The organism is Paraburkholderia sp. DHOC27 (assembly GCF_003429005.1).
GTDB lineage: Bacteria > Pseudomonadota > Gammaproteobacteria > Burkholderiales > Burkholderiaceae > Paraburkholderia.
In genome coordinates this window covers 96,197-120,158 of sequence record NZ_QVQV01000010.1, presented here as the reverse complement: position 1 = coordinate 120,158, position 23,962 = coordinate 96,197, and the positions used below count along the sequence as shown (strand labels likewise).

Genomic DNA, 23,962 nt, shown 5'->3' with positions numbered 1-23,962 from the left:
CGACGTCGATAGGATTACTACACGGGTCACGGCTATGGGTCGCGCGCTGTCAGTCGCCTGCGTCCAAAAGGCAACCTTCGTGCATCCAGGTAAAATCGTAGGGAATTGTCTCTAACCGGTAGCGTTCATCCGCATTTCGCGAGGCACAGTGATGAAGGTAACGATTGCGTACATCGACGAACCACCATTCGGTTGGACGGAAGTCGATGGTGCTGCAACTGGCGCTGACATCGAACTGGCCGACACGGTGCTTCGTGCGCTCGGTGTGAGCAAACCAGAGCATCACCTCACAACATTCGGTGAACTGCTTTCAGGTGTCGAAAGTGGTCGATGGGACATGACCGTTCCGCTATTCGTCACGCCGGAACGCTCGGCCCGGGTCGCGTTCAGTGTGCCCGTCTGGGCGATCGGAGACGGCTTCCTCGTTCGGGCTGGCAATCCGAAAGGGCTGATGAGCTATGCATCATTTGCGGAACGCCAGGATGCTCGCCTCGGCATCATCCTTGGTCAGGTACAGCACGATGCGGCGAAAGTGTCGGGCGTCAGTGACGACCAGATAGTAGTTTTTGAGCATCAGCACGACGCGATCGCGGCGTTACGCTCGGGAGAGATCGACGCATACGCAAGTACCGCCCTAGGAAATCGCATGCTTGCGAATCGTGGTGGTATCTCGGTTTTTGAAGCCGTCCAGCACGAGAGCGAAAGCAGCCACAAACAGCAAAACATTCCTCTCGGGGCATTCTCGTTCAGTAAGCGAAACAGCGATCTGCTCGCGGCAGTAAACCGGCAACTACGCTTTTATCTTGGCTCACCAGAGCACCGCGCCCGCATGGCGACATTTGGTCTGACACACAACGAGATTGATCCAGCTATCATCTGCCAGCGATAAGACTGTTTGAGCAGCGAGGTGTTGCGGTCCGGGTGTCTGCATGGCAACCATTTGACGACGCCATACGCCGCGATGGCGGACGAAGGTATGATGCTCGATTCCGGCATGCTCGCGCTCAAACTAACGCTTGTTCCGCTGTTCCTGCTTGTCGTATCGATGTCGGGTAAATGGTGGGGGCCGTCAGTTGCTGGGTGGCTGGCTGGTCTGCCGGTGGTTGCCGGTCCGATCCTGTTCATTCTCGTCCTCACGCATGGTCCGGGCTTCGGCGCGCGAGCTGCCACACTGTCCCTCTCCGCTATCCTCGCGTCGGAGGCATTCAACTTCGCATATGCATGGACCTGCCGCTCCCACGCGTGGTCGGTAGCGCTAGCTATAGCGCTTGTCACCTGGTTCATCGCCGCATGCGGCCTGTCAATGCTGCCCACTTCACCGCTCTGGGCCGCGACGGTCGCTTTCGCTGCTGTGTGCTTTGGCCAGTCGTTCTTGCCACGCAGTTCGACGAGCGGAGCAGGCGCACCGCTCACGCGTTCCGAGCTTATCGGCAGAATGATTGCCGGCGCAGTCCTGACGCTATCGGTCACTTACGTGTCCGGCTGGGTTGGCGCGGCATGGAGCGGCCTGCTTGCGGTATTCCCCCTGCTCGGAATCGTTCTGTCGGTTTCGTCACACCGCGCACATGGACCCAGCTTCGTGATTTCACTGCTTCGGGGCATGGTGCTTGGCAGGTTCTCGTTTGCGGCATTTTGTCTGCTCCTTTCATTCTCTCTGCCTTATCAGCGCCCACTCCTGGCCTTCGCCGAGGCCTCAGTCCTGGCGATGTTCGTGCAGTGGGGTACCTGGCGACTGGCAACGACGCAACGGGCGAAGATTTCGGAACCGGGCACCATCGCTGCGGATTGACGCTTCAACGTGATGTTGCTCGTTGAGTGCTGAACAAGCGTCCGCCTCGCGGACATCGAAGGCCCTTTGCTAAGAAAGAGCGATTTCCAAAAGGCGCAAAATTGGTCTTCCTTCGTTAAACGAGGAGATTGAAATGGAAACGCATATTTCTTCCAGCACCGGGCGGACGCCGTGGAACAAGGGCAAGCTGACGGGCCAAAAGCCTCCCTTGAAGCTTCGGGAAATCTGGGCCATTCGAACGCGACTCGAGTTGTCGTCCAATGTCCGTGAACTTGCGCTGTTCAACATGGCGATCGACAGTAAACTTCGAGCCTGTGATCTGACGCGGCTTCAGGTGCAGGACATCTGCATCGGAGGCCATGTCGTCTCTCGGGCAACGTTCATGCAGCAGAAGACCCACCGACCGGTGCAGTTCGAAATTACGGAGCAGACCAGACAGAGTGTCTCGGCCTGGATTTGCCTTCGGGGACTTAAACCTGCCGACTATCTCTTTCCAAGCCGGCTGCATGCCTCACCCCATGTGTCGACACGTCAGTACGCTCGCATCGTTCATCGTTGGGTTGCATCGATTGGACTCGATGACGCGGCCTACGGCACTCACACGATGCGTCGGACCAAGGTTTCGCTCATTTATCGCAGAACCAACAATCTGCGTGCGGTTCAGTTACTTCTGGGTCATACCAAGCTGGAAAGTACCGTGCGGTATCTCGGGATCGAAGTCGATGATGCGCTCGAGATGGCCGAGCAAACCGAAGTCTGATTGACGCGACCGGCGGGCCCGCGCTCGCCGGTTGCGTTGACTGGTTTGATCATTGAACGACACAAATGGCAACCGACAGGAAGATCGTGGACAGACTTGACGTTGCTGTATGGATCCATGCGGCGCGACAGTTTGCGCGCTGGTTTGCTCATCGCCGACCGGATCGAAACCACTCTGAAGCGAAGTTGGAGGCTTATTTTCACGATCAGTCGTGCATAGACGCTATGCCCTGCGGGCACGCTGCAATGCATCCACTGTCAGTTGCTCGGCATCATAATCACCCATCGCGGCATTCCAGAGCGCAGCGCCTGCTTCCACTATTGCCTCCGAGTCTTCTAGAGGAATCTTCCTGTGCAGGTCCGACAGAACGCACGCCAGCTTGATCATGGCCTTAAGCGCATCCGTTTCATTGTCGGATGCAAACTCACGCATTATTGCAAGACCCAATGCTGGTTCCATAGTCGCCTGCTTCTTTTAGAGTTGAATGATCCGTACTATCAAGTAACGCTGGTTAAAGAATAGTGCGATAAAACAAGTTTTCAAATGCGCGCCGCATTAATCCAGCTTGTGCTTGTCATCGAGTGCAATGCACGTTGCTATTTCTGTTTCTCCAACAAAGATGGCCGGTCCAATTTAGGTGGGGGGAACTGCCTGTATGGGCGTAGAATTCTTGTGTCACCAGCCCAGAATTTTCTGTTCGAGTCATTGCGTGAACCACCCGCTCAACATGGACCTCAGGGCTCGTGCGGAATTGCTGACCTACCTCGTGTCGTCACACCTGATGGCCAGGCAACTGACGGGCGACTGGCTGTCTCCCACGCATGTTGTTGAGTCCACAACCATATGGCTGAACGCCAACGGCGCGGGGGCTGGTGTAATGCAGCGGGTCATGCTCTCAAGTCGTGCGCTGACGATAGCCAAAGAGGTGGAATCAGCGAGACTGCCGATATTCTCTCCGGAACGGCTCGCCACGCTGTTTTGTGAAAATCTGCGCGTCGATTTCCGTTCGGAGTCAGCGAGAGCGGTCTACCAGTATTGCTTAAATTCGCTGGTTCGCACCCGCTGGTTTGAATGACTGTTGCGCAGACCGACGACGGGTACGCTGAGTTTCGTTCCTAGACTTGACAGGGCTTGCGTCCGGAAGATACGGAAGCTTCATCGGGCGAGCCGGTAATATCGCAAAATCGGCGTCTTTCACCAGGGCTTTCAGATGGACGGCGAACCTGGGGTGATGAGAGCAAAGCCATGCATTGACTACCTCACTGGATATCCAGGTACGTACGAAACTGGATACCAACGTGAGATAAACCAGATCAGCCTCGTGCTTCTGCCTCAGTTGTCTGGCATCGCTCTGCATCTGGACGAGGCACCGTTCCATCTTCGCCAGCCGGCCTGCACAGTCCGCGTGCGCCTGTCTTCCGCGCGCGTCGTCGCTCCTCCCGGCAGCGGGCATCGCTGCCAGCAGTGCACGGGCGAAGTCGCCACTGAGGTTATCCAGTTCAACCATCTCTCTGACTGCGATGACCTGACGTTGTGGGACCATTCTTCTGAGCGCCTCGACAGTTCTCTTCGGAAGTTTCTGCCCCGCAACGAGTGCGAATGCCTCCTCGCAGATTCCGGCCGGTCTCTGGCGTTCTGCTTCTGAACCGTTTGAACGACGGATGAACCTTGCCGGTCGGGGGTGAGTCATCAGCGTCCCTCCATCAGGAATCGACGAACGAGTTCCGGCATCGCAGTGAAACCCTGGGTTCGTAGCAGGGCCACGAAACCCGGGTCCGAGAGCAGTTCAACCAGCATCGCCTTTGCGGCGATCAATTCATTCGTTGCCGCTCTCATACGAGCGATCGCGATACGCTGTCGCGCACGCTCGAGTTTGAGGACTCTCCGGGCCGTTGTCTCTGGTGTTGCACGCGCGTCCGGCTTGCGGGGGATGGCGTGAGGATTTGCTGGACCTTGTTCCACACACTGTCCTTGCAGGTTATGCCTTGCCGAAGGTAAATCGTTGGGTGGGTGCGGTCGCCGCGTCACGAACGGTCACCAGATTTTGTCATCCTGTCCAACCCTTCCAGGGGGATGCTTGCGGTCAGATCCAGCAGGAAAGACAGATCCGGATGCCGGTAGGCCTCGAAATGAGAGTGACCGTAGCGGTGAATGACCGCATACGCTCCCGGAACCAGAGACCCGCGCGGGAAAATATGAAAGTCAAGGAGCTGCGAGCTGCCGCGCTCCAGGCGCCCATAGAGAAGGAAATCGATAGGAAAACAGTCTGGCCAGCGTGCAACCCAGTAGGGCACGTAACTATGTACCAGCCACGGGCCACGCACGACGAGCTTGAATCTCAGGCCGCCGTCGACGCACAGGGTGTCGGTGTGTTTCTCATAGCGCACCGCATGACCACGACTGCGTAAAACCTCCATGGTGATATCAGCGATCTGTTCTTCCAGGCGTCGCTCGGTCGCGCGGTTTCCGGAACGCTCAGGGCCAAGGTTTGGTGTGTAACCGATTGCGCTGTACGCTTCGTAAAGGCTTCCGAACTCGTGCATAACCTGCTTGACGGAGGGGCCGCTACGGTAATGATTCAATGTCGCCTGGTCGACTTTACCGCATCGCCTGACGATGGCACGCAGTCCGTCGAGCAGTTCGTCCCGTGTTGGCTTCCTGCGGGCACGCTCCATTTTTTGCTGAACGGCCGCGAAGATGCGTTTGTCGACGATAGCCTCAAACGCATCCGGGACGCGAATCCAGTCACACTGCGGAACCCGTTCCCACCGGGCCGTCAGTTTGGATGTGGTCCGGCTATAGACATTCGTACCAATATAAATCTCGTTCTGGAGAATGTTCGTGATGTTTTGGCCCTGCCAGGGGCGTCCAAACCGGTTGCAGATTCCGAAATCATTGAGGCGTCTTGCTATCGCGGTGGCAGAGACCGCCTTCGTTGCGTACCACTCGTAGATCTTCCGCACGATTGCGGGTTCAGCACCTGGAGCCGGTGCGATGACCACACGGTCCGTCTGAACGCTTTTGTATTCATAGGGTTTGAGAGGGCGCCTCGCCTGATGGCCGGCATCGAGAAGCACACGACACAGGCCATACGGGGGTGGTCCGCCGGAATGGAAGCCGCGCTCAACATTGAGGCAGTGCCCAAGAAAAACCTTGCGCGACATCTCGCGACTGAATTCGGCGGCCATGGCGCGCTTGAGCGCTTTCAGCACGGACGTGGCAGGGCTCCCGTCATTGTCGAAGGGTTCTGCAACGTAGACGACATTGACGCCGGAACGCCGGCACGCGTATTCATAGAATGCCGCTTCGTCCACGTCCTGGAACCGGCCCCATCGACTCACGTCATAGACCAGTACGGTGTTGAACCTGCGCTGCGGATCATCGACGTCCAGCAGCAACTGGACAAGTGCCGGGCGCTCCCGTAGTGTCAGGCCGCTTATACCGGCGTCCTCATAATCGCGCACGATGCGAAAATGATTTGCCGCCGCGTACTCGGCAATAGCCTGTCGCTGGAAGACCGGAGAGTATTCCTGGTGGTCCGTTGACATACGGATGTACTGCACGGCGCGAAGCGGCGCAGATGGGCCGGGTCGTCGGCGCCGTGCGGAATCCATATGGACAATCCTGTGACTGCACAAGCAAGTGGTAGTGTTTCCGTGATGGAAGTCAAGCCGGACACGCGGGATCAGCTACAAGACCATCCCATCGAATAGCGGGCATGGCACGGCAACAACCGGTGAGAGACTGTTCCAGTCTCGATCCTTCTGAGGTGTGGCGCTGCGGCCTGTTTTCGCCGTTCTGCGAATCTTCCCCTGCAATAACGGCTGGGCCCCGATGGCACGTTCAGGGCGCCGTCGACAGGGCGCCGGTCGGCCAGCGGGACGAAATCTACCTGCGAACGACAGGACTACCAGTGCCGCTGAAATCAAATCTGGATACAGAGTGACTGGCAATGCCGCAAGACCCGATAAGGCTCGCAGGCGCGAGGTCCACGGGCGACGCGCTCTTCGCACAGATCAAGGCGCGTTTTATGCTCCTCGCCGCTTTTGTCGGTTCGATGTGGGTCGTGCTCCTTCTGTCATCCGCGCTGCCATCCCTGCATCTGACCAGGCACGGCGTGGTTCCACGTACGTTCGGCGGCCTGCAGGGCGTCCTGTTTGCCCCATGGCTTCATGCGGGCGTGATGCACCTGGCAGCCAACACGGGCGGACTGCTTATTCTCGGCTGGCTATGCACCTGGCCGCGCATCAGGAATTTCTGGCAGGCGACATTGGGTGCGATGCTCGGAGCAGGGCTATGCGCCTGGATTCTCGGCGCCCCCGGCACGGTGCATATTGGCGCGAGCGGTCTCGTGTTCGGTTACGCGGGTTACCTCGTCGCCCGAGGCTATTACACGCGGCACATTATGGCCGTGCTGGCGGCGCTGTTCGTCGCGGGAAGCTATGGGCTGACGATGCTGCTGGGCCTGATGCCCGTTTACCCGGGCGTCTCGTGGCAGAGCCACCTCGGCGGCGCGCTGGGTGGCGTCCTTGCAGCGCGTGCCGCAGCCCATGGGAAATAATTTGCCGCTTGCAGCAGATTCAGTGAGTTTCAGGGAAACAATTGGTCCGCCGCGCGCGTGACTCTAATCGAGCAACGACTGCTGCCCGTCCTCCGGTAACCTTGCTTCCGGCTGTTTCGGTTTCGGTACTCTCGGTGGCATCGGAAACGCCTCGGCTTGCATTTCGTCGGCCGGATACAACTGCAGGAACGACCGGGCCTCGTCGGTGTTCCGGCACGACAGCCAGTCCTGATAGGCGTCCGGTCGAATGATGACGACCGACCGCTTTTCGTCGTCCGGTTTGTGGAAACGCCGCATCAGAGGGTGTTCGTCGGCATTTACCGTCAGCATGGTGAACGAGAGAGAGGTGCCACCATCGGGCTCTTCCCACGCACGCCATAGGCCGGCAAGCGCGGTTGGGTGATCGCCAGCGAGACGGATACGCCAGCGCACAGCTTTGCCCGTCTCGTAACTGGGTTCAAAGAAAGTGCGGCACGGAATGAGGCACAATTGCTGCGCGATTCCATGCGCCGCTGAAGCTGCGCCGCTCGCCGATCGTCTCGGCACGGGCATTCATCGTGTCGTACGGCTTGATGTGCGGGGGAATGCGCTTGCGTGGAACCATGCCGAACGTCGCTGGATCGGTCGACCAGTCATCCCCGAAGCGCCTGAAGATCGGCGCAGCGTAATCCTTGTATATCTCGTTTTTGTAGTCAAATTCCGGCCTGGAAAACATACTGAAGGCATCGAAGCGTTCCGCCGGATTGTTTGACTCGTAGCTTGTGCACATCTCAGTTTCCCTCCCTGTTAAAACAGGATACCCGACTCGGACGACGCCGGGCCGCCACCCGCAGGCATAACCGGTTTGTGTCGAAACTGTACCCGTGCTAAAACACGGCTAGAAGTAACAGGGGGCACCAATGTCCGACAATGATTCGCTGCTGCTGAAAAAGGCGCTGGCCGTTCTTGTGGCCGGTGTGCTCGCTGCCTGGTTCATTGTGGGCTGCATCACCACGCAGATGGCGCCCTCTGTCCCGGATGCATCGACCTGGCACACGGTTCCGGTCACCCGTGGCCCGGCGATTGCCTACATTACGCCACCCGAAGCGTGGATATTGCGGATTTCCCCATACGGACCCGGACTCTCGATTCTTCTCACAGCGCTCGTCGTCGCAGTTCGGAAAGCGCGGAAATCATGCGACTGACGGGCGAGACCGTCGGCCCGAACGTTTCAGAAAACTGGCTACCGGCTAATGGACCTCTGGATTCAACCGTGCACGCCGTGCGCGGACCTGTATGGCAAGTCCGCGGCTGAACCACCTCACCGCCACCTCACGCTCAATGGCGCCGGTGGCGTGAAAGATGCACGGGTGGAAGAGCACTACACCTGCGTTCATTGCCGGGCCGTGTTCGCGCGCATCCTGGCGGGCCCACCGGCAAAACAGATCTGGATGCTGCTGAACGCTGGCCAGCACTAGCGTGACGCCGACGGTAGCAGAACCAGCGTGGCATCGATGCGCCCCACGTTGTTCGGCTTTCGATTGCAGACGATATGGCAAGGGCGGCAGAAGCCCCACCGCGTGGTGGCGCACTTGCCGGAGCAGCTGTTTCTACGGACCAGTCCAGATCCGGCAGGGCGCGGACGGGCGAATGGCGTGCTGCAGGCAGAGCCCGAACTGGCCGTGATAACACCCGTGGTCGCCGCGCTCCTATGCCTGAAGGAGAAAAGAAACAGGCGTGCACGTCCGGTCGGCTATCATGCCAGTCCTCTCTGAAGTAGCCTCTTATGATTTCCGTTCGTAATCTTACGCTGCGCCGCGGCGTCAATGTCGTTCTTGATAGCGCGTCCATCACCTTCGCGCCCGGCGAAAAGATCGGTCTTGTCGGACGCAACGGCGCTGGCAAATCGTCCTTCTTCGGCCTTCTCAACGGCACGCTGCACGAAGATAGCGGCGAGTTCTCTATTCCCGCTGCGTGGAAGATGGGCCAGGTCGCGCAGGAGATGCCAGAGACCGAGCAGAGCGCGACCGACTTCGTCGTCGAGGGTGACACCATGCTGCTGGCCGCGCAGGCCGAAGTAACCGCCGCAGAGGCCAGTGACGACGGCATGCGCATGGCGCACGCCTACATGGATCTGCACGACGCCGGGGCGCACGATGCCGCAGCACGTGCCCAGGCGCTGATCCTGGGCCTTGGCTTCAGCGATGCGCAGCTTGGCCAACCGGTTAACAGTTTCTCCGGTGGATGGCGCATGCGACTGCAACTGGCGCGAGCGCTCATGTGCCCCTCCGACCTGCTGCTGCTCGACGAGCCGACCAATCACCTCGACCTCGACGCGCTGGTCTGGCTTGAGGCGTGGCTCAAGCGCTATCAGGGAACCCTGGTAGTGATCAGCCATGATCGTGAATTTCTCGACGCGGTGACGCAGGTGACGGTGCACGTCGACAACGCCAGGCTCGTGCGTTATGGCGGCAATTACAGCAAGTTCGAAGAGATGCGCGCTGAGCAGCTCGCGCTGCAGCAGGCTGCCGTCGCCAGGCAGGCCGACAAGATCGCCCACCTGCAGAAATTCATCGATCGTTTCAAGGCAAAGGCCTCGAAGGCGAAGCAGGCGCAGAGTCGGGTCAAGGCGCTCGAACGCATGGAAAAAATCGCCCCTGTGCTTGCTGACGCAGAGTTCACGTTCGAGTTCAAGGAGCCACTGAACGTCCCCAATCCGCTGTTGTCCATGCTGGACGCGAGCTTCGGCTACCCTGCGCCGACCGACGCACCGCCGGGCGCGCCGCCCACGGTCATCGTACGCGGCATCAACCGGTCAGTGCTGGCTGGGCAGCGCATTGGCATCCTCGGTGCCAACGGACAGGGCAAGTCCACGCTCGTGAAGACAGTGGCGCATGCAGTGGCGCCGATTGCTGGCGAAATCAGCGAAGGCAAGGGTCTGAACATTGGCTACTTCGCGCAGCAGGAACTCGACGTGCTGCGGCCGCTCGATACGCCGATGGAGCACATGATCCGCCTTGCCAGGGACACGCCGCCGCACATGCGCGCGCCGGGCCAGAGTGGCACCGAACAATCGCTGCGTACGTTCCTCGGCACCTTCAACTTCAGTGGGGACATGGTTCATCAGGCTGTCAGCACGATGAGCGGCGGCGAAAAGGCGCGGCTTGTGTTGTGCATGATCGTGTGGCAGCGTCCCAATCTGCTGCTGCTGGACGAGCCAACCAATCACCTCGACCTGGCTACACGCGAGGCTTTAGGCATGGCGTTGAACGAATTCGAAGGCACGGTGATGCTGGTCAGTCACGACCGGGCCCTGTTGCGCGCCGTGTGTGATGAGTTCTGGCTGGTCACCCAAGGCGGTGTCGAACCCTTCGACGGTGATCTGGATGATTATCAGCAGTTCTTGCGCGACGAAGCCCGTCGCATGCGTGAGCAGGCTGCGGCATAGCAGAACGTCCTCGACTTGCATCCCGACGGGAGAGGGCGGGCGTTGCATGTGAGTCGAAACACGGATGTTCGTCAAAGGCGCCTGCAATCGTGCAGACTAGCGCCCCCCGATGCCAGATATCGGCCATCCAAAGCTATGGTGTCCACCGGCCGCAACGGTTGAAAAAGCATCGGTTCTTTCGGACACCCCCTTCGGTGTTTGTTCTTGCAGGTCGATTCCGGCTGAGCGGAATTTTTCTGACCTTAAGCAAGCCTTAAGGTACCCGAAATTGTCTGTTGCTATGATTTGCCCAAAAATAACCGGGGTGCAACGTGATTGAGATGTCCGGCGCTTTGTATGTGGTCGCCAGTGACCTACGAGGATATCTCGCTTGGGAGCCGCGGGAAAAGCGGATAGATAAGGATTGGCTCATCAGGTCCGAACTTGAGCGGCGCCTAACCGATGAGGGATACGAACTGTATTGGAGTCTGCCCGACAGCATCGCCGCGAGGGAACTGATCGGCTGGGCGGTGGTGTACGAACTAAGTCCGACAACACGTATTCGGTACCGGCTGGTGCGGTACAACGGCATTACGTTATTGGCCAGAAAGACGCTGGCGTCCTGATAAATCATGAGCAGCGAAGAAAGCGATTACAAACCCGCTCACGGAGACCCTGCCACGGATCGAGAACTCGTCGAAATTGACGCTGAGTTTCAGTGCATCGTGGAAGCGATCGAGCAAGCACAACGTGCCATTCGACACATGCGCAAATCTGCGGACACGCTAGCTGCGACAGAAACGTTGGCGGCGGTGAAGCTGCTCGTGAAACATCGTCGGTATTGAGGGGTCACGGGAAGAAACGAAAAGGCCATAACCGAGGCTGCACTGCGTCTTATCTAACGAGACGATGTGAGACTTTTCACAGGTCGAGTTGGATCGATGTCAGTTCGCGTACATGCGAGTCACCGCTAAAAGCCGGCTTTTTACGGTTGCATCGATAGAAGACTGTAGCCAGGGAAATCCTCAGATTGCCAGGTGTTGCTTCATAAATGCCTTGATATTAAGTTGCCCGCAGAGGTGTCTGAAGACGCCCAGGAACAAGTGGAACCTGAGAGACTCCGAGGATAGAAATGAATCCAGTAATTGAGCGCGACGTCGTGCATGTCGGCCGCATCATGCGTGCGTCCATGGTGTCTTGCACTTCCGAGTTTATGCTTGCCGACTACTGGCGTGGTCGCCTTTCGTACTTGATGGCGGCAGGTGACCTCACCGAGTGTCAGCTCCATGCATTGCAAGGCTTGGCCCATGAACTGGTCGAAATCGAAAAGCAGCTTGGAGAGATGCATACGCGCAATGCCGGCGGAGTCCAGCTAAAGCGTGATGTCGATGTCACAGACGCGACAGGTCGTCCCACTGTCGCTGCGTTCGCTGGATTTTAGCCGCAGAGATTCGAACCACACGCGAGCGCGGTGACCGTGCTGAAAGATGCGTAGAGCATTTGTGAGGATGCGTGCCTCGTAGAGCACTTCGATTCGCTATTTATACCATCGGGTTAGCAGACATCAAACATCGAAGCAACGGCGCTACCATTGAGCGTCAAATGGATATCCGATTCGATACGCACGGCAAAATCGTATGCGCGAGTTGCGACCATGACTCGCCGTCGCAAATCTCCATCCTGTTTGGTCGACTTCGCCCACATCTGCACTGACTCGACCGTGTGCTCGACGGACATCCAGTTCCCAGTCGCGTGCCGGGTTACAAGTTGCGAGATGACAAGGTAAGCGAGCAATTCGGCCTGTGCGCGCAAATCCTGTCTGAGTGGCATCTTCATTTTGTCGGGCGACCGAGGCTAGTTGATTTTTATTGTAGGTCGGCGCGGGACGTCGTCAAGAAAATCCAGTGTCTTGCCACGCTATTCGCAGTTTTGAAATTGAAAAAATCAATAGTGCTAACAAGTATCATGTAGATGGGACAAAGACGTTGTTGTGAACGTAGCAGTCAAGTGCCCGTCGATTGCAACTATCCGAATCTTCGCAATTATGTTCAGTTGACTGGTACGTATAGAAATAGTCCAACATACAGGAACCAATAGCTTGGGCAGGCAGTCATCGCGCATCGCCGCGTGTCGAAAGAAGGCGATCAGCCACAGACGACATTCGTTCTTCATCCTGAAAAATCCAGGTATTTAGCCATCAGCGTCGCCGACGCTGGACACAGTTCGACGAACTGTGTGGTTTTTCGAATCGCATCCGGCGCCAAATCGCGCTCGACCGTTTGATATCGGTGCCTTTCAAAAAATTGCGGCGCCGTTGTCGTCAGGAGATAGAGCCTTTTCACTCCGCGCAACGCCGCGACTTCTTCAACCGTCGAAACTAGAGCTTTGCCAATTCCTGCGCTTCTAGCGTGCGGCCGAACGACGAGAGAGCGTATTAAGCCGACGTCGTCATACGCCTCTAATCCTATGCATCCGACAATCATCTGCGGGTCGTCGTCACCGACGAAAAACGCGGCGAGTGACACTTTCCTCAAATCCGTCGCTGGAAGATTAGCTGCTATCAGCAAGGACCGGATGGTCTCGATATCTTCCTCGCGCGCTAAGCGAATCTCCATGACTCAGGTCCCCGTTCGATAGAGGTACACTCGCTGGCTGCCGTTTTGCTTATTGAGCATATTAGGAAGTACCACGAAACTGACGCCGGCAAGATTCGGCTTACATCCTCATTCAACTTCAGCATCATCGGCGTCTGCATTCCGGTCGGCAGTTTCATGAGCCATCGCTGCCTCGGCCAGGCTGGTCGCCAGATTGGGTGTCGCTTCCTTGCGTTCGCTATACCGGTCGGTCAGATACTCTGAACGGTCGCGGACCAACAGAGTGAATTTGTAGAGTTCTTCCATCACGTCCACGACCCGGTCGTAATATGACGACGGCTTCATCCGGCCGTCAGGGTCGAACTCCTGCCAGGCTTTGGCTACTGACGACTGGTTTGGGATAGTCACCATACGCATCCACCGCCCGAGCACGCGAAGCGCGTTAACGGCATTGAACGATTGAGAGCCCCCGCATACCTGCATGACAGCAAGCGTCCGTCCCTGAGTGGGACGGACGCCACCGAGCTCGAGGGGGAGCCAGTCGATCTGGTTCTTGAAAACGGCGGTCAGCGTTCCATGTCGCTCCGGGCTGCACCACACCTGCCCCTCCGACCATTCCGAGAGCTTGCGCAGTTCCACCACTTTGGGATGGTCCGCTGGCACGCTGTCCGCGATAGGCAAGCCGTGAGGGTCGAACACTCGGGTCTCCGCACCAAAGTGCCGGAGAAGGCGTTCTGCTTCGAGCGTCAGCAACTGGCTGTACGAAGTCGACCTGAGCGAGCCATAGAGCAGCAGAATTCTTGGCGCGTGCGCTGAAACTGAGCGTGGTTCAAGCTTCGACAAGTCCGGGACATCCAGATGCGGCGCGCTGACACTCGGCATGTCCTGTGTCATCGACGGACCCTCCGACCCTGTCCGTCAATGACCACCTCACCGTCTTCCTTGATGAATGGGCCTCGTTGCGGTTCGGACAGAATATCCAGTACGACCTCGGACGGCCGGCACAGGCGCACCCCAATTGGGCTGATGACGAAAGGCCTGTTTATCAGAATGGGGTGCTCAAGCATCGCGTCGAGTAATTGTTCATCCGTCAACCCCGAGGCCACCAGACCGAGTTCCGCGTAGGGCGTCCCTTTTTCTCGCAGAGCTCCACGGACAGTTAGTCCCGCCTTTGCAATCATCTCTTTGAGTTGCTCGCGGCTCGGCGGCTGCAGCAAGTATTCGATGACTTCGGGCTCGATACCCGCGTTCCGTATAAGTGCGAGGGTGTTACGCGACGTTCCGCACTCAGGGTTGTGAAAGATAGTGACGTTCAATTGCAGTGCTCCTATGTCCTGGCGGATTCGTACCAGTGCTGCGAGCGGTTGACGACACTCACAACCACCAGCATCACGGGCACTTCAATGAGTACGCCCACAACGGTGGCCAGAGCCGCACCAGACTCAAAACCGAACAGACTGATGGCCGTGGCTACGGCCAGCTCGAAAAAATTGCTCGCACCAATGAGGCTTGAAGGGCCTGCGACACAGTGCGCGACGCCGAGCTTACGATTCAGCAGGTAAGCGAGGCTCGAATTGACGAACACCTGAATCAGGATAGGTACCGCAAGCATCGCGATTACCAGCGGCTCTTTCACGATGGCCTGGCCCTGGAACGCAAAGAGCAACACGAGTGTCGCCAGCAAGGCACAAATCGAATACGGACCCAGGGCCGACACAACCCGTTGGAAATATTTATCACCCCTGGAGCGCAGCGCACGCCGGATGAGCTGGGCGAGAATGACGGGAATGACGATGTACAGTGCAACAGATGTGATGAGCGTGTCCCACGGCACCGTGATGGCTGATAGTCCGAGCAGCAACGCGACAATGGGCGCGAAGGCGACAATCATGATGGAGTCGTTCAGCGCGACCTGCGATAGCGTGAAGTACGGGTCGCCCTTGCACAGCTGGGACCAGACGAACACCATTGCCGTGCAAGGCGCGGCAGCCAGCAGGATGAGGCCCGCCACATAGCTGTCCAGCTGGTTGGCCGGCAACCATGCCGCGAACACGTGCCGTATGAAAATCCAGCCCAGTAAAGCCATCGAGAAAGGCTTGACCAGCCAGTTCACGAACAGCGTGACGCCGATGCCACGCCACTGGCTCTTCACCTGCGACATCGCCGCGAAATCGATTTTGACGAGCATCGGGATAATCATTACCCAGATGAGCAGGCCCACCGGAATGTTCACGTGCGCGACTTCCATGGCGCCTATCGCCTGAAAGAGGCCGGGCAGGACTTGTCCCAGCAGGATGCCGCCGACGATGCATAGCGCGACCCACACTGTCAGGTAGCGCTCGAAAAAGCCGATTGATACCGGGCGCGGATCCGCAATTACGTTTTCAGTGCTATTCATTTGTTTCAGACGCCGGCCTTTCGCCGATTGCTCGCATCTCCTGTTGAATCGAATTTCTGTCCAGGACATGAAGCGGCAGATTTGCGAAATGACTGACGCGATTCAGGATTTGCCGGAACACCTTGTCGAAGACCTTGCGCTTCTCTTCATCTGTACCTTCAAAGGCTCCCGGGTCTTCAAATCCCCAGTGCGCTGTCATTGGCGTGCCGCGCCATTGCGGACAGACCTCGCCTGCAGCGTTGTCGCACACGGTAATGACGAAATCCATAAGTGGGGCAGTGGGTGTCGCAAACTCGTTCCAGCTTTTGCTTCGCAACTTCGAGGTGTCGTAGCCCAGCGTCGCGCACCGTTCAACAGCGAATGGATTGACCGTGCCACTCGGGTGGCTGCCTGCGCTGTATGCAACGAATCGGCCCTTCCCCAAAACATCGAAGAGTGCTTCAGCCATCACGCTGCGTGCACTGTTACCGGTGCATAGGATGAGCACAGAGAAGGGGCGTTCGCTCATGCGTGCCTCCGGAAATTAATGGCCGACGTCGACGGTGCGCAGCAAGCAGCCGACGACTGCTCTTCAGCCGTAGGTCGCGACTGGCCGTATGTCGGCGCCGTCTCCAGCGTCCGAAACGTTTCCCAGGCAACTCGCTGCGGGTCGACGGTCCACGCCTTGTCCGATTTCGCGTAGCAGCAGGTCGTGCCGGCCTGCTCCAGTACGGGCAGATTGGCCGCCGCGAAGCGGGCGTTCATCTCTCCGAGTTCTTCGTCCGTCTCGACCTGAATGCCAAGGTGGTCAACCCCAGGTTTTGCACCCCGCAACGAGATGGCGAAATTCACTGCCGGGTCCTTCAGTTCCCACTTGCAGTAGTCTTCCCTCAACACGGTTGGCTCGACGCCGCCGAACATCGTGCTATAGAACTGGATGCTTTCGGGAAGGCTTTCGACCGAGACGTGGACGTGCATGCGCTTCATGAGGATTCTCCGCAACATTGGGTGCTGTCTGTCGCGGAGCATGGCGCGCCGGCGCAGCAGTTTTCAGTCAGGAAGCCAATGAGCCCACTCATGGCATCGAAGTTAGCCGAGTAGTAAATGAATCGCCCCTCCTGGCGGCCTTTTACAAGGTCCGCGTGCGACAGGTCCTTCAGATGGAAGGAAAGGCTTGAGGGCACCAGGCCAACGCGCTGAGCGATTTCGCCTGCAGACATGCCGTCGGGCCCGGCAACGACCAGCGCCCGGAATATCGCGAGCCGGGATTCATGTGCAAGTGCGCTCAGGGCGCGTACGACGAGATTTGAGTCCATAGGACAAGGATAAGGCTACCAATTCTATATTTCAACAAATATCGAAATGTAGACAACAAGCGTGCCTAGTCGAAATCCATCGCGCGACGTTTGAGCCAGGCTCGCGAGGGCGTCGCGCTGGCTTTCCGCTCTTCTTCTGTTGATCGGAATCATGCACAAGCCTTGGTACGCTCGGTTACCGCGCATTTTGTCCATCATCACGCTGAGAACGGTCGTTCGAGGGAACGGCTGTGACCGTCCCTTGTGGGTTGACCAAGGCGTGTCACCGACGGGCAGAGTGCGGCCAGTAAGAGTCACTCGTCCACACCGCTGCCCGGCCACCTGAGCGTCCGCTTTTCTCAGGAAAGAGACACACCGTTTGTCGATATGTGGTTCGTTGTACGTCCGACAGAAGCGATTCCACAGGTTACAGCGATCCGCATATGCCTGAACTGCCTGACGCGGCTCACAAATTGCTGACGATTCGGCTCGTATCGCAGTCTGCGATGGAGAGGCGTATCTTCGCTTTGCGCGATGCAAACAGTTTGCAACTCAAGTACCAGGATTCTATGAGTCGACATCGCGTTTGGCCGGCCGTCCGTAACTGGACGGGACGGTCCATTAACGTTACGCAGCATCAGTTGCGGTTGCTTGTCGTTGATGACAACAAAAACGCCGCCGACGCGATGGCTGCGTATCTTATGTCAGAGGACATTGACAGCCGGGTTGCGTACGGCGGCGCCGAGGCGGTAGCAAAGGCGATTGAATGGAAGCCACAGATTATCCTTATGGATATATCGATGCCGGAATGCAATGGCTTCGAAGCCTCGCTGACGTTGCGCAATGACAAGCGCACGAGTCACATTGCGATCGTTGCTCACACGGCGCTCGATGAGGCAGAAGTTAGAAGTCACCTGTCTGATTCGGAATTCGATGGCTACAGCCAGAAAGGCCAGCCGTTGGCCAGGCTTCTCGATTTAATCAAGTCATTTCTGCAATAAAGACGGGTTCTAGCCCCGGTCGGATCCACACGGCGTGTCGAGGCTTTCACTTCGGCGCCCACGTCGAAAGCGGAAGCGGCGCTGGCAACGGAGCTCTACGGTCGAGGTGTGATTAATTACGGCAAACCGGATGGGCACGCCCATTGCGGCATACACGCAGACCTGTGTACCACCCACACCCCGGAGCCCTTCATGCCTACGCCTCTGCCGATCCGTCCGTTGCCGTTCGATTCAACCTTCGAACAGATTCCCGAGGATGAAGCCGATACGACCCGTCAACTGGTCGATACGATGCGCAGCATTCTGGAGACGACGTCGGAGCATTATCAGCACGGCGTGCGTAGCGTGCATGCGAAGAGTCACGGCCTGTTGGATGGAGAACTGACGGTTCTGGACGATCTTCCTCCAGAGCTGGCACAAGGCGTATTCGCACGAGCGGGCATACATAGGGTTGTGATGCGGCTCTCGACCAATCCGGGCGACCTCCTCGACGACAGTGTTTCGACGCCGCGCGGGCTCGCGCTCAAGATTACGGACGTGGACGGCGAGCGCCTTCCCGGCAGCGAAAGCGAGCGCACGCAAGACTTCGTCATGATCAACGCGCCTGCTTTTACGGCGGCCACGCCCAAAGCGTTTCTTGCCAGTCTCAAACTCCTCGCCAAGACCACCGACCGTGCGCCGACCGGCAAAAAAGTCCTCTCGGCAGTGCTACGCGGTGCCGAAAAGGTGGTCGAAGCCGTGGGCGGCGAAAGCGGTACGCTCAAAAGTCTCGGCGGCCATGCGGAGACCCATATCCTCGGCGAGACCTTTTACACGGTTGTGCCGTTCCTTTATGGCCCGTACTTCGCCAAGCTAAGCGTCGTGCCTGTTTCGCCTGAACTTTCCGCGCTGACCGGCGCGCCGCTAGACGTCAATGGTCATCCGAACGCGTTGCGCGACGCAGTCAACGAATTTTTCGCCGCGCAGGGGGGTGAATGGGAGGTACGCGTGCAACTCGCCACGGACATCGAAAAGATGCCGGTCGAGGATGCATCGGTGGAGTGGCCCGAAGAAGACAGCCCTTACGTGACGGTCGCGCGCATTCGTGTAGCGCCTCAACCCGCATGGACCGAAGCGCGCGCGGCTGCCATCGACGATGGCCTGAGCTTCAGCCCGTGGCACGGACTGGCGGCGCATCGACCCATAGGCGGTGTCATGCGGGCGCGCAAACCAGCGTATGAAATGTCTTCGGAATTCCGGGGGCGCGTCAATGGCTGCCCGGTGCACGGATAACACCGCGCATAGGTCCGTTTGTTGCGGGTTCAATGAGTCACGCCATGTGACTCGACCGGGCATGCAGCCAACGCGTGCGCAGGTCGTGCCGAACGCGCCTGCTTCAATCAGTACCGCGCTCGCGCCGGCTTGTGTGGCGGCGTGCCACGCGGCCATGCCTGCGGTTCCCGCACCAATTACGGCGACATCCACATACTGTGTTTTCATCTTGCGCTCCACGCATTCGCATCCAGACGCGCGCGCAAAGGGTGTGCCCAGCAGGGAGGCGGTCCGCTGGACAAGCGTCGATTAGCCAACGGAATGGTCCGGGCGAACGAGCACGGTGTAGCACCTGCCGTGCAGGCGAAACGGGCGTGAAGAGGCAGCGGCACGAAAATTGCGCCGATGACACAATCTTTCTCTGGAGTCGGCCATGATCGTCAAGCCTTCCGCACCTTCGTCGACCGACGAGTTGGGCACCGTCCCCGATACCTCGAGCCCGGCATATGCCGGCCGTCACCCACTAACGCGCCTGTTTGACCAGTTCGCGAGCCTGGTGACGCGTTGGGCGGGCTCTCCTGCAGCATTCTGCCTCGCGGTGCTAACGGTGGTTGCGTGGATCGTCACGGGCCCGATTTTTCATTTTTCGGACGGGTGGCAACTCGTGATCAATACGGGCACCACGATCGTCACGTTTCTCATGGTCTTCCTGATTCAGCAGAGTCAGAACAAGGATAGCGTTGCGTTGCACTTGAAGCTAAATGAACTGCTTTCTTCGCATCGTGCCGCGAACAATCACCTGATAGGAATCGAGGATGCATCGGAAGAGGAACTGCGCAGTCTCGCTGCCGCCTACCTACGACTGTCTTCGCAATCTGGCGAGGCAGGTCGTGGCGAGCCTGTCGTCGTTCCGAACTCCGTTAGAAAGACCGTCGAAGGCTGATACTGTGAACAACCCATTTTTCTGACGAGGCAAGCGTCGATGCTGATTGATACAGACGCAGCCGGAGAAACCGGGCCGCCTATCGTGATCCAAGCAGGCCGCGCACGCGTGTAAGAACCGATTCGATCGAAAATGGCTTAGTGAGCATCTGCATGCCCCGATCCAGAAATCCGTCCGATGCCGCTTCTTCAGCGTATCCGGTCACGAACAACACGGGCAGGTCGGGTCGCCCCACCCTCGCAGCGTCAGCCATCTGCCGTCCGTTCAGCCCTGGCAGCCGCACGTCGGAAACTAGCAGATCGATGTGGGCATCAGAGGTGAGAAGGGCGAGACCCGACGGGCCATCATGTGCGCTGATTACCTTGTAACCCGACTGCACGAAAAGCTCGGCGAGAAGCAACCGGATCGTCTCGTCGTCGTCGACGACCAGTAGCGTTTCACCGGCGCCTTCAGAAAACGCGCCGATCTTCGCGCCAGAATCGCGGGCCGTGCGATTCACTTCAGCCGTTTGCGGTAGAAGCAGGGAAACCTCAGTGCCTTTGCCGACAGTGCTTTTGATCGAGACAAAACCGCCGGATTGCCGCACAAAGCCGTCGACCATCGAAAGACCCAGCCCAGTTCCCTGGCCAACCGCCTTGGTCGTGAAAAACGGCTCTAGTACGCGTTTTGCCACGTCCGGAGTCATGCCCAGTCCTGTGTCGGAGACCGAGATTCGCACGTAGCGTCCTGCATGTGCGCCGTCGTGTGAGAGCGCTTCCGCTTCGCTGATCCAGACCGATGAAGCGGCAATGATCAGTCTTCCCCCGTTCGGCATGGCATCACGCGCGTTGATGGCGAGATTGAGCAATGCGCTTTCAAGCTGGTTCGGGTCACAGCGAACCATACACGGTTGCGCTTCAGTCACGAACGAAACCGAGACGTTCTCAGTTGCTGTCTGGCGAATCAGGTCATCGAGGGAGGGAATGAGTTCCCTGATGTTGACTGACTGCGGTGCGAGAGGCTGCCTCCTCGAGAAAGCCAGCAGCCGGTGAGTGAGCGCCGCTGCCCGACGCGCCGACGACACGGCTATGGCAATAAAACGATCAAGCTCGCCCGGCTTGCCTCGGGCGATAAGATGCTGTATCAGTTCGAGCGGGCCGATTACGCCCTGAAGCATATTATTGAAGTCATGGGCGATGCCGCCCGTCAGGTGCCCGACGGCTTCCATCTTCTGGCTTTGCCGCAGTTGCTGCTCCAGTTCGCGCTGCGAGGTCATGTCGATACCCACGCCGGTCCGCCGTACCGGCAAACCGTCGTCGCTGAAGTAGGTATGCCCTCTGGAAAGAACGAACCGGACAGAACCGTCGGGATGGCAGATGCGGTACTCCAGTTCCAGGTCGCCGCCGTGGAGAAGGCCGCCGGACATGGTATTGCGCAAGCTATCGCGGTCGTCGGGGTGCACATTCGCGAGGAAATGGTCACGCCGAATCCCGCTAGCGGCCTGCTCTGCATCGATGCCGTAGACCTCAGAAATCGCTGCGTCGCAGAAGAAACAGTCGCTTGACACTTCGTAGGTCCATACGCCCACGCCGCTGACCGCCGACAGTGCAAGCCGGGCGAAATCGCGGGAATCTTCCAGAGCCAGTTGATGTCTGCGCTCGACCGTAATGTCACGCGCCGCGCAGAAAATTTGCCCGCGGACCAGCGTGACCGACCAGCTAAAAAACCGATAGCTGTCGTCGGACGCCTTGACCCGGGCCTCGAACGCTGCACTTGCCCCGGCCTCCTTCAGGGAAGCTAGCGCCTCGCTAATGGATTGCACGTCGGCAGGACCGGCAAGATCCGTCAGATGCTGGCCAATAAAGTGCGAGGGTTGCCGCCCGAGAATGTGTGGCCAGGCAGGATTGACGTCACACACGATCCCTTGCCGATCGAGAATCGCGAGCAAATCGCGGCTCATGTACCACGCGACTTCCCTATCCGTGCGCTCGGGAGAGGGATCTTGCTCAGGCTCGGAACCATCGCGGAATTGTTCGTTCATCTGGCGGAAAGTAAAGGGCGGAACAACTGGTCGGCGTTTCTGGAACCGGCCGATGCCCTGGCTAGAGCCCCGATGCCCGGGCGATCAGGGCCGCTCGCCCTCCTGGGTATCAATCCAGATCATTGCCCAGTTAATGGCATGTTCGACTGCGAGAGCCTCGCGCGAGAAATGCCCCAAGTCAGCCTGGTCGATGACAGGCAGGTATTCTTCACCGCTCAACATTCCTGGTGAGATACGCGCGTGTGCCCGAAATCCGCCGTCCGAGATGTCGGGAGTTGCATTGATCGTCCAGCGTCTATATTGAAACCGCATTCAATCGCTCACTGAGGATAGCCGGTTCGAAGCCAGGCACCGTACACCCAGCGCGTTTGCATTGACTCGACTCTCTGGCGGCCGAATCAGGAGCAAGTCGAGTCGAATGGCCTTTTGCCCGAACGCTGCCTCGCAGATACTAACATTGCGGCCGGCCAGATTCATGAAGCACTACACTCGGGACCCTGCGTCAATCAATATGCTCTCCAACGATGAGCCGTGCCTCTGGATTGAACAATGAAAAGCTGGTCAAAAGCTTCCGCCGTTATTCTCAGGCGTCCCATTCAAATGTTAGGCACCCTGTTAATGACTACCGCTTGCGCAGCGATTGCGGAACCCGTCGATCTGCAAACCTATCTTTCGACGGAAGGGCCGTACGCCGACGCGGTGTTTCCCTACGGACCAGCACCCTCACAGCGCGCCGAGTTTTTCGCGCCATCAGGCGAGAAGAAAGGCCGGTCGCCTGTGGTCATCCTCATTCATGGTGGTTGCTGGCAAAGCCGATACGGTGGACTGGCGCAATTCCGCTCGCTGGCTGCGGCATTTGCGCAGCACGGTATTGCGGCGTGGAACATCGAATACCGTCGGGTAGATGAAATAGGCGGAGGATTTCCCGGGACCTATAACGACATCAGCAGTGCTATCAACGAATTGACCCGGAACGCAGAAACATTGCACGTCGACCTGACGCGCGTCGTCGCAGTGGGACACTCAGCAGGGGCGCAACTGGCGCTTTGGGCGGCGTCGCGTAGTCGAATACCGGAAAGCAGTCCGCTTTGGGTGAACGCCCCCTTGCGGATTCCGGCGGTCGTGAGCCTGGGCGGTTTGCCCGATCTTCGCGACGATGCAGACGTGATCCGGAGGTCGTGCGGCGTTAGCGCTGAAATGCTCACGGGCGAACCTGACGAAGCCCGTCGAGACGTTTTCGCGGACACGTCGCCTATCGACCTGCTGCCCGCAGGATCCGCACTGTAGCAATCAACGGTGACGACGACACGATCGCACCACCGCGATTGGCACGCTGCTACGCGACCGCTGCCAATCGCGCGGGCGATTTCGCCAAGGTCATAACGGTTCCTGATGCCGGGCACTTCGACGAAGTAATGACGAACTCTTCGGTCTGGCCGATCTTATTGTCGACTGTACTTGCGGCGGTGGAAAAATGAAGTAACTGCGCGCGTTCATCACGCAACGAGAGCGTCCCCGGATGCAATTTTGCGGCGCGAAGGCCGCGCATCGATAGCGTAGTTGCATCCGCCTTCTGGCTCGAGCAAGGCGACGAGCGCGTCCCATGAGCCCGACCAACGGGACTCCCGTACAAATCTCCCAGCACGGTTGTGCATGCGTAAAACCTTTGTGTCGGAATAGAACGTGAGAGACACGGCTACGCCGTCAATTACAAAGATACCGGAGTTCGACTCGGTGGCAATCATGATTGGCTCGATCGGGTGGATTGGCGTGCCGCGTGGTTCGCAGCAGGTTTGGTGGGTTGAGCAAGCGGCGTGCCGCCTCAGGTGGAGGGAAATGCGCCTTGCGCCGTGGCCAATAATTGCGGGCTCGGCGCTTGCTCAAACTTTGTGCACAATCTGAAGGCTAGCGACCGCAGGAAAGAGCTATACAGCCGCGTAGAAAATCAGCGGCCTGCAATTAATG

At 58.3% G+C, this 23,962-nt stretch carries 30 protein-coding genes and 1 pseudogene; 14 read left to right on the top strand and 17 right to left on the bottom strand.

Annotation, left to right across the window (positions count from 1 at the left end; all coding sequences use genetic code 11):
* The first annotated feature begins 151 nt into the window (after nt 1-151).
* The 3 genes from D0B32_RS28015 to D0B32_RS28005 all read left to right on the top strand — a co-directional run bounded on the left by D0B32_RS28015 (nt 152) and on the right by D0B32_RS28005 (nt 2,549).
* Nucleotides 152-889 carry a transporter substrate-binding domain-containing protein gene (locus D0B32_RS28015; RefSeq protein WP_117337580.1) on the top strand — a complete coding sequence of 246 codons (738 nt, stop codon included), beginning with the start codon at nt 152-154 and terminating at the stop codon, nt 887-889.
* A 105-nt stretch (nt 890-994) separates the two neighbouring features.
* On the top strand, nt 995-1,789 hold the full coding sequence (locus D0B32_RS28010; RefSeq protein WP_117337671.1) for a hypothetical protein: 795 nt from the start codon (nt 995-997) through the stop codon (nt 1,787-1,789).
* Between the two features lie 133 nt (nt 1,790-1,922).
* Nucleotides 1,923-2,549, top strand: a complete 627-nt coding sequence (locus tag D0B32_RS28005) for a tyrosine-type recombinase/integrase (protein WP_117337579.1) — start codon at nt 1,923-1,925, stop codon at nt 2,547-2,549.
* A gap of 222 nt (nt 2,550-2,771) precedes the next feature.
* Here the strand turns inward: D0B32_RS28005 and D0B32_RS28000 are convergent, their stop codons facing one another.
* Nucleotides 2,772-3,008 carry a hypothetical protein gene (locus D0B32_RS28000; protein WP_147329577.1) on the bottom strand — a complete coding sequence of 79 codons (237 nt, stop codon included), beginning with the start codon at nt 3,006-3,008 and terminating at the stop codon, nt 2,772-2,774.
* Nucleotides 3,009-3,258: 250 nt separating this feature from the next.
* Between D0B32_RS28000 and D0B32_RS32375 the strand changes: the two genes are divergently transcribed.
* A complete protein-coding gene (locus D0B32_RS32375; RefSeq protein ID WP_147329576.1) occupies nt 3,259-3,624 on the top strand; it encodes a hypothetical protein in 366 nt (121 codons plus the stop codon).
* Here D0B32_RS32375 and D0B32_RS33235 read toward each other — a convergent pair.
* From D0B32_RS33235 to D0B32_RS27990, 3 genes are all read right to left on the bottom strand, one after another.
* Complete coding sequence (locus D0B32_RS33235) at nt 3,589-4,239, bottom strand: plasmid partitioning protein RepB C-terminal domain-containing protein (RefSeq protein ID WP_117337577.1); 651 nt, start codon at nt 4,237-4,239, stop codon at nt 3,589-3,591. The genes D0B32_RS32375 and D0B32_RS33235 overlap by 36 nt on opposite strands.
* Nucleotides 4,239-4,385 carry a hypothetical protein gene (locus D0B32_RS32705; protein ID WP_181969932.1) on the bottom strand — a complete coding sequence of 49 codons (147 nt, stop codon included), beginning with the start codon at nt 4,383-4,385 and terminating at the stop codon, nt 4,239-4,241. The genes D0B32_RS33235 and D0B32_RS32705 overlap by 1 nt, the downstream gene beginning before the upstream one ends.
* Before the next feature lie 188 nt (nt 4,386-4,573).
* Complete coding sequence (locus D0B32_RS27990; RefSeq protein WP_117337576.1) at nt 4,574-6,163, bottom strand: recombinase family protein; 1,590 nt, start codon at nt 6,161-6,163, stop codon at nt 4,574-4,576.
* Between the two features lie 338 nt (nt 6,164-6,501).
* Between D0B32_RS27990 and D0B32_RS27985 the strand changes: the two genes are divergently transcribed.
* Entirely contained in the window at nt 6,502-7,110 is a 609-nt protein-coding gene (locus D0B32_RS27985) for a rhomboid family intramembrane serine protease (protein WP_117337575.1), read from the top strand.
* Between the two features lie 63 nt (nt 7,111-7,173).
* Here the strand turns inward: D0B32_RS27985 and D0B32_RS27980 are convergent, their stop codons facing one another.
* Complete coding sequence (locus tag D0B32_RS27980; RefSeq protein WP_259295188.1) at nt 7,174-7,662, bottom strand: SOS response-associated peptidase; 489 nt, start codon at nt 7,660-7,662, stop codon at nt 7,174-7,176.
* Complete coding sequence (locus D0B32_RS33035; protein WP_259295187.1) at nt 7,568-7,879, bottom strand: SOS response-associated peptidase; 312 nt, start codon at nt 7,877-7,879, stop codon at nt 7,568-7,570. The genes D0B32_RS27980 and D0B32_RS33035 overlap by 95 nt, the downstream gene beginning before the upstream one ends.
* Before the next feature lie 130 nt (nt 7,880-8,009).
* Here D0B32_RS33035 and D0B32_RS27975 point away from each other — a divergent pair, with 130 nt between their 5' ends.
* The 5 genes from D0B32_RS27975 (at nt 8,010) to D0B32_RS27950 (ending at nt 11,957) form a co-directional block, all read left to right on the top strand.
* The gene (locus D0B32_RS27975; RefSeq protein WP_117337574.1) at nt 8,010-8,294 is read left to right on the top strand and encodes a hypothetical protein; all 285 of its coding nucleotides are present in this window, start codon (nt 8,010-8,012) and stop codon (nt 8,292-8,294) included.
* Nucleotides 8,295-8,342: 48 nt separating this feature from the next.
* Nucleotides 8,343-8,567 carry a hypothetical protein gene (locus D0B32_RS27970; RefSeq protein ID WP_117337573.1) on the top strand — a complete coding sequence of 75 codons (225 nt, stop codon included), beginning with the start codon at nt 8,343-8,345 and terminating at the stop codon, nt 8,565-8,567.
* 308 nt (nt 8,568-8,875) lie between these two features.
* Nucleotides 8,876-10,537 carry an ABC-F family ATP-binding cassette domain-containing protein gene (locus D0B32_RS27965; RefSeq protein ID WP_117337572.1) on the top strand — a complete coding sequence of 554 codons (1,662 nt, stop codon included), beginning with the start codon at nt 8,876-8,878 and terminating at the stop codon, nt 10,535-10,537.
* Nucleotides 10,538-11,148: 611 nt separating this feature from the next.
* Nucleotides 11,149-11,361, top strand: a complete 213-nt coding sequence (locus D0B32_RS27955; RefSeq protein WP_117337570.1) for a hypothetical protein — start codon at nt 11,149-11,151, stop codon at nt 11,359-11,361.
* A gap of 287 nt (nt 11,362-11,648) precedes the next feature.
* Nucleotides 11,649-11,957: a hypothetical protein gene (locus tag D0B32_RS27950; RefSeq protein WP_117337569.1), complete on the top strand. Its 309-nt coding sequence runs from the start codon at nt 11,649-11,651 to the stop codon at nt 11,955-11,957.
* A gap of 113 nt (nt 11,958-12,070) precedes the next feature.
* Here D0B32_RS27950 and D0B32_RS27945 read toward each other — a convergent pair whose 3' ends face one another.
* From D0B32_RS27945 to D0B32_RS27910, 8 genes are all read right to left on the bottom strand, one after another.
* Complete coding sequence (locus tag D0B32_RS27945) at nt 12,071-12,352, bottom strand: hypothetical protein (protein ID WP_147329575.1); 282 nt, start codon at nt 12,350-12,352, stop codon at nt 12,071-12,073.
* 332 nt (nt 12,353-12,684) lie between these two features.
* Entirely contained in the window at nt 12,685-13,131 is a 447-nt protein-coding gene (gene arsN2 / locus D0B32_RS27940) for an arsenic resistance N-acetyltransferase ArsN2 (protein ID WP_117337567.1), read from the bottom strand.
* 108 nt (nt 13,132-13,239) lie between these two features.
* Nucleotides 13,240-14,004, bottom strand: coding sequence for an arsenical resistance protein ArsH (gene arsH, locus D0B32_RS27935; RefSeq protein WP_117337566.1), 765 nt, complete (start codon nt 14,002-14,004; stop codon nt 13,240-13,242).
* Nucleotides 14,001-14,426: an arsenate reductase (glutaredoxin) gene (arsC, locus tag D0B32_RS27930; protein WP_117337565.1), complete on the bottom strand. Its 426-nt coding sequence runs from the start codon at nt 14,424-14,426 to the stop codon at nt 14,001-14,003. The genes arsH and arsC overlap by 4 nt, the downstream gene beginning before the upstream one ends.
* 11 nt (nt 14,427-14,437) lie before the next feature.
* Entirely contained in the window at nt 14,438-15,508 is a 1,071-nt protein-coding gene (arsB, locus tag D0B32_RS27925; protein ID WP_117337564.1) for an ACR3 family arsenite efflux transporter, read from the bottom strand.
* A complete protein-coding gene (locus D0B32_RS27920) occupies nt 15,501-16,016 on the bottom strand; it encodes an arsenate reductase ArsC (RefSeq protein WP_117337563.1) in 516 nt (171 codons plus the stop codon). The genes arsB and D0B32_RS27920 overlap by 8 nt, the downstream gene beginning before the upstream one ends.
* Entirely contained in the window at nt 16,013-16,474 is a 462-nt protein-coding gene (locus tag D0B32_RS27915) for an ArsI/CadI family heavy metal resistance metalloenzyme (RefSeq protein WP_117337562.1), read from the bottom strand. Before D0B32_RS27915 ends, D0B32_RS27920 begins: the two co-directional genes overlap by 4 nt.
* Nucleotides 16,471-16,803: a helix-turn-helix transcriptional regulator gene (locus D0B32_RS27910; RefSeq protein WP_117337561.1), complete on the bottom strand. Its 333-nt coding sequence runs from the start codon at nt 16,801-16,803 to the stop codon at nt 16,471-16,473. Before D0B32_RS27910 ends, D0B32_RS27915 begins: the two co-directional genes overlap by 4 nt.
* Before the next feature lie 422 nt (nt 16,804-17,225).
* Here D0B32_RS27910 and D0B32_RS27905 point away from each other — a divergent pair, with 422 nt between their 5' ends.
* Both D0B32_RS27905 and D0B32_RS27900 read left to right on the top strand, forming a co-directional pair.
* Nucleotides 17,226-17,783, top strand: a complete 558-nt coding sequence (locus D0B32_RS27905) for a response regulator (protein ID WP_259295186.1) — start codon at nt 17,226-17,228, stop codon at nt 17,781-17,783.
* Between the two features lie 192 nt (nt 17,784-17,975).
* Complete coding sequence (locus D0B32_RS27900) at nt 17,976-19,055, top strand: catalase family protein (RefSeq protein WP_117337560.1); 1,080 nt, start codon at nt 17,976-17,978, stop codon at nt 19,053-19,055.
* 48 nt (nt 19,056-19,103) lie between these two features.
* Here D0B32_RS27900 and D0B32_RS27895 read toward each other — a convergent pair.
* A pseudogene (locus D0B32_RS27895) lies at nt 19,104-19,262 on the bottom strand (FAD-dependent oxidoreductase); the annotation flags it as partial.
* Between the two features lie 205 nt (nt 19,263-19,467).
* On the opposite strand from D0B32_RS27895, the gene D0B32_RS27890 reads away from it, so the two are divergent.
* Complete coding sequence (locus D0B32_RS27890) at nt 19,468-19,977, top strand: low affinity iron permease family protein (protein ID WP_117337559.1); 510 nt, start codon at nt 19,468-19,470, stop codon at nt 19,975-19,977.
* Between the two features lie 79 nt (nt 19,978-20,056).
* Here D0B32_RS27890 and D0B32_RS27885 read toward each other — a convergent pair whose 3' ends face one another.
* Both D0B32_RS27885 and D0B32_RS32370 read right to left on the bottom strand, forming a co-directional pair.
* Nucleotides 20,057-21,997 (bottom strand): PAS domain-containing sensor histidine kinase, encoded by a 1,941-nt coding sequence (locus D0B32_RS27885; RefSeq protein ID WP_117337558.1) that lies wholly within the window; start codon nt 21,995-21,997, stop codon nt 20,057-20,059.
* 84 nt (nt 21,998-22,081) lie between these two features.
* On the bottom strand, nt 22,082-22,309 hold the full coding sequence (locus tag D0B32_RS32370) for a hypothetical protein (protein WP_147329574.1): 228 nt from the start codon (nt 22,307-22,309) through the stop codon (nt 22,082-22,084).
* A gap of 237 nt (nt 22,310-22,546) precedes the next feature.
* On the opposite strand from D0B32_RS32370, the gene D0B32_RS27880 reads away from it, so the two are divergent.
* Nucleotides 22,547-23,284, top strand: a complete 738-nt coding sequence (locus tag D0B32_RS27880) for an alpha/beta hydrolase (protein ID WP_259295185.1) — start codon at nt 22,547-22,549, stop codon at nt 23,282-23,284.
* Nucleotides 23,285-23,962: the final 678 nt, after the last annotated feature.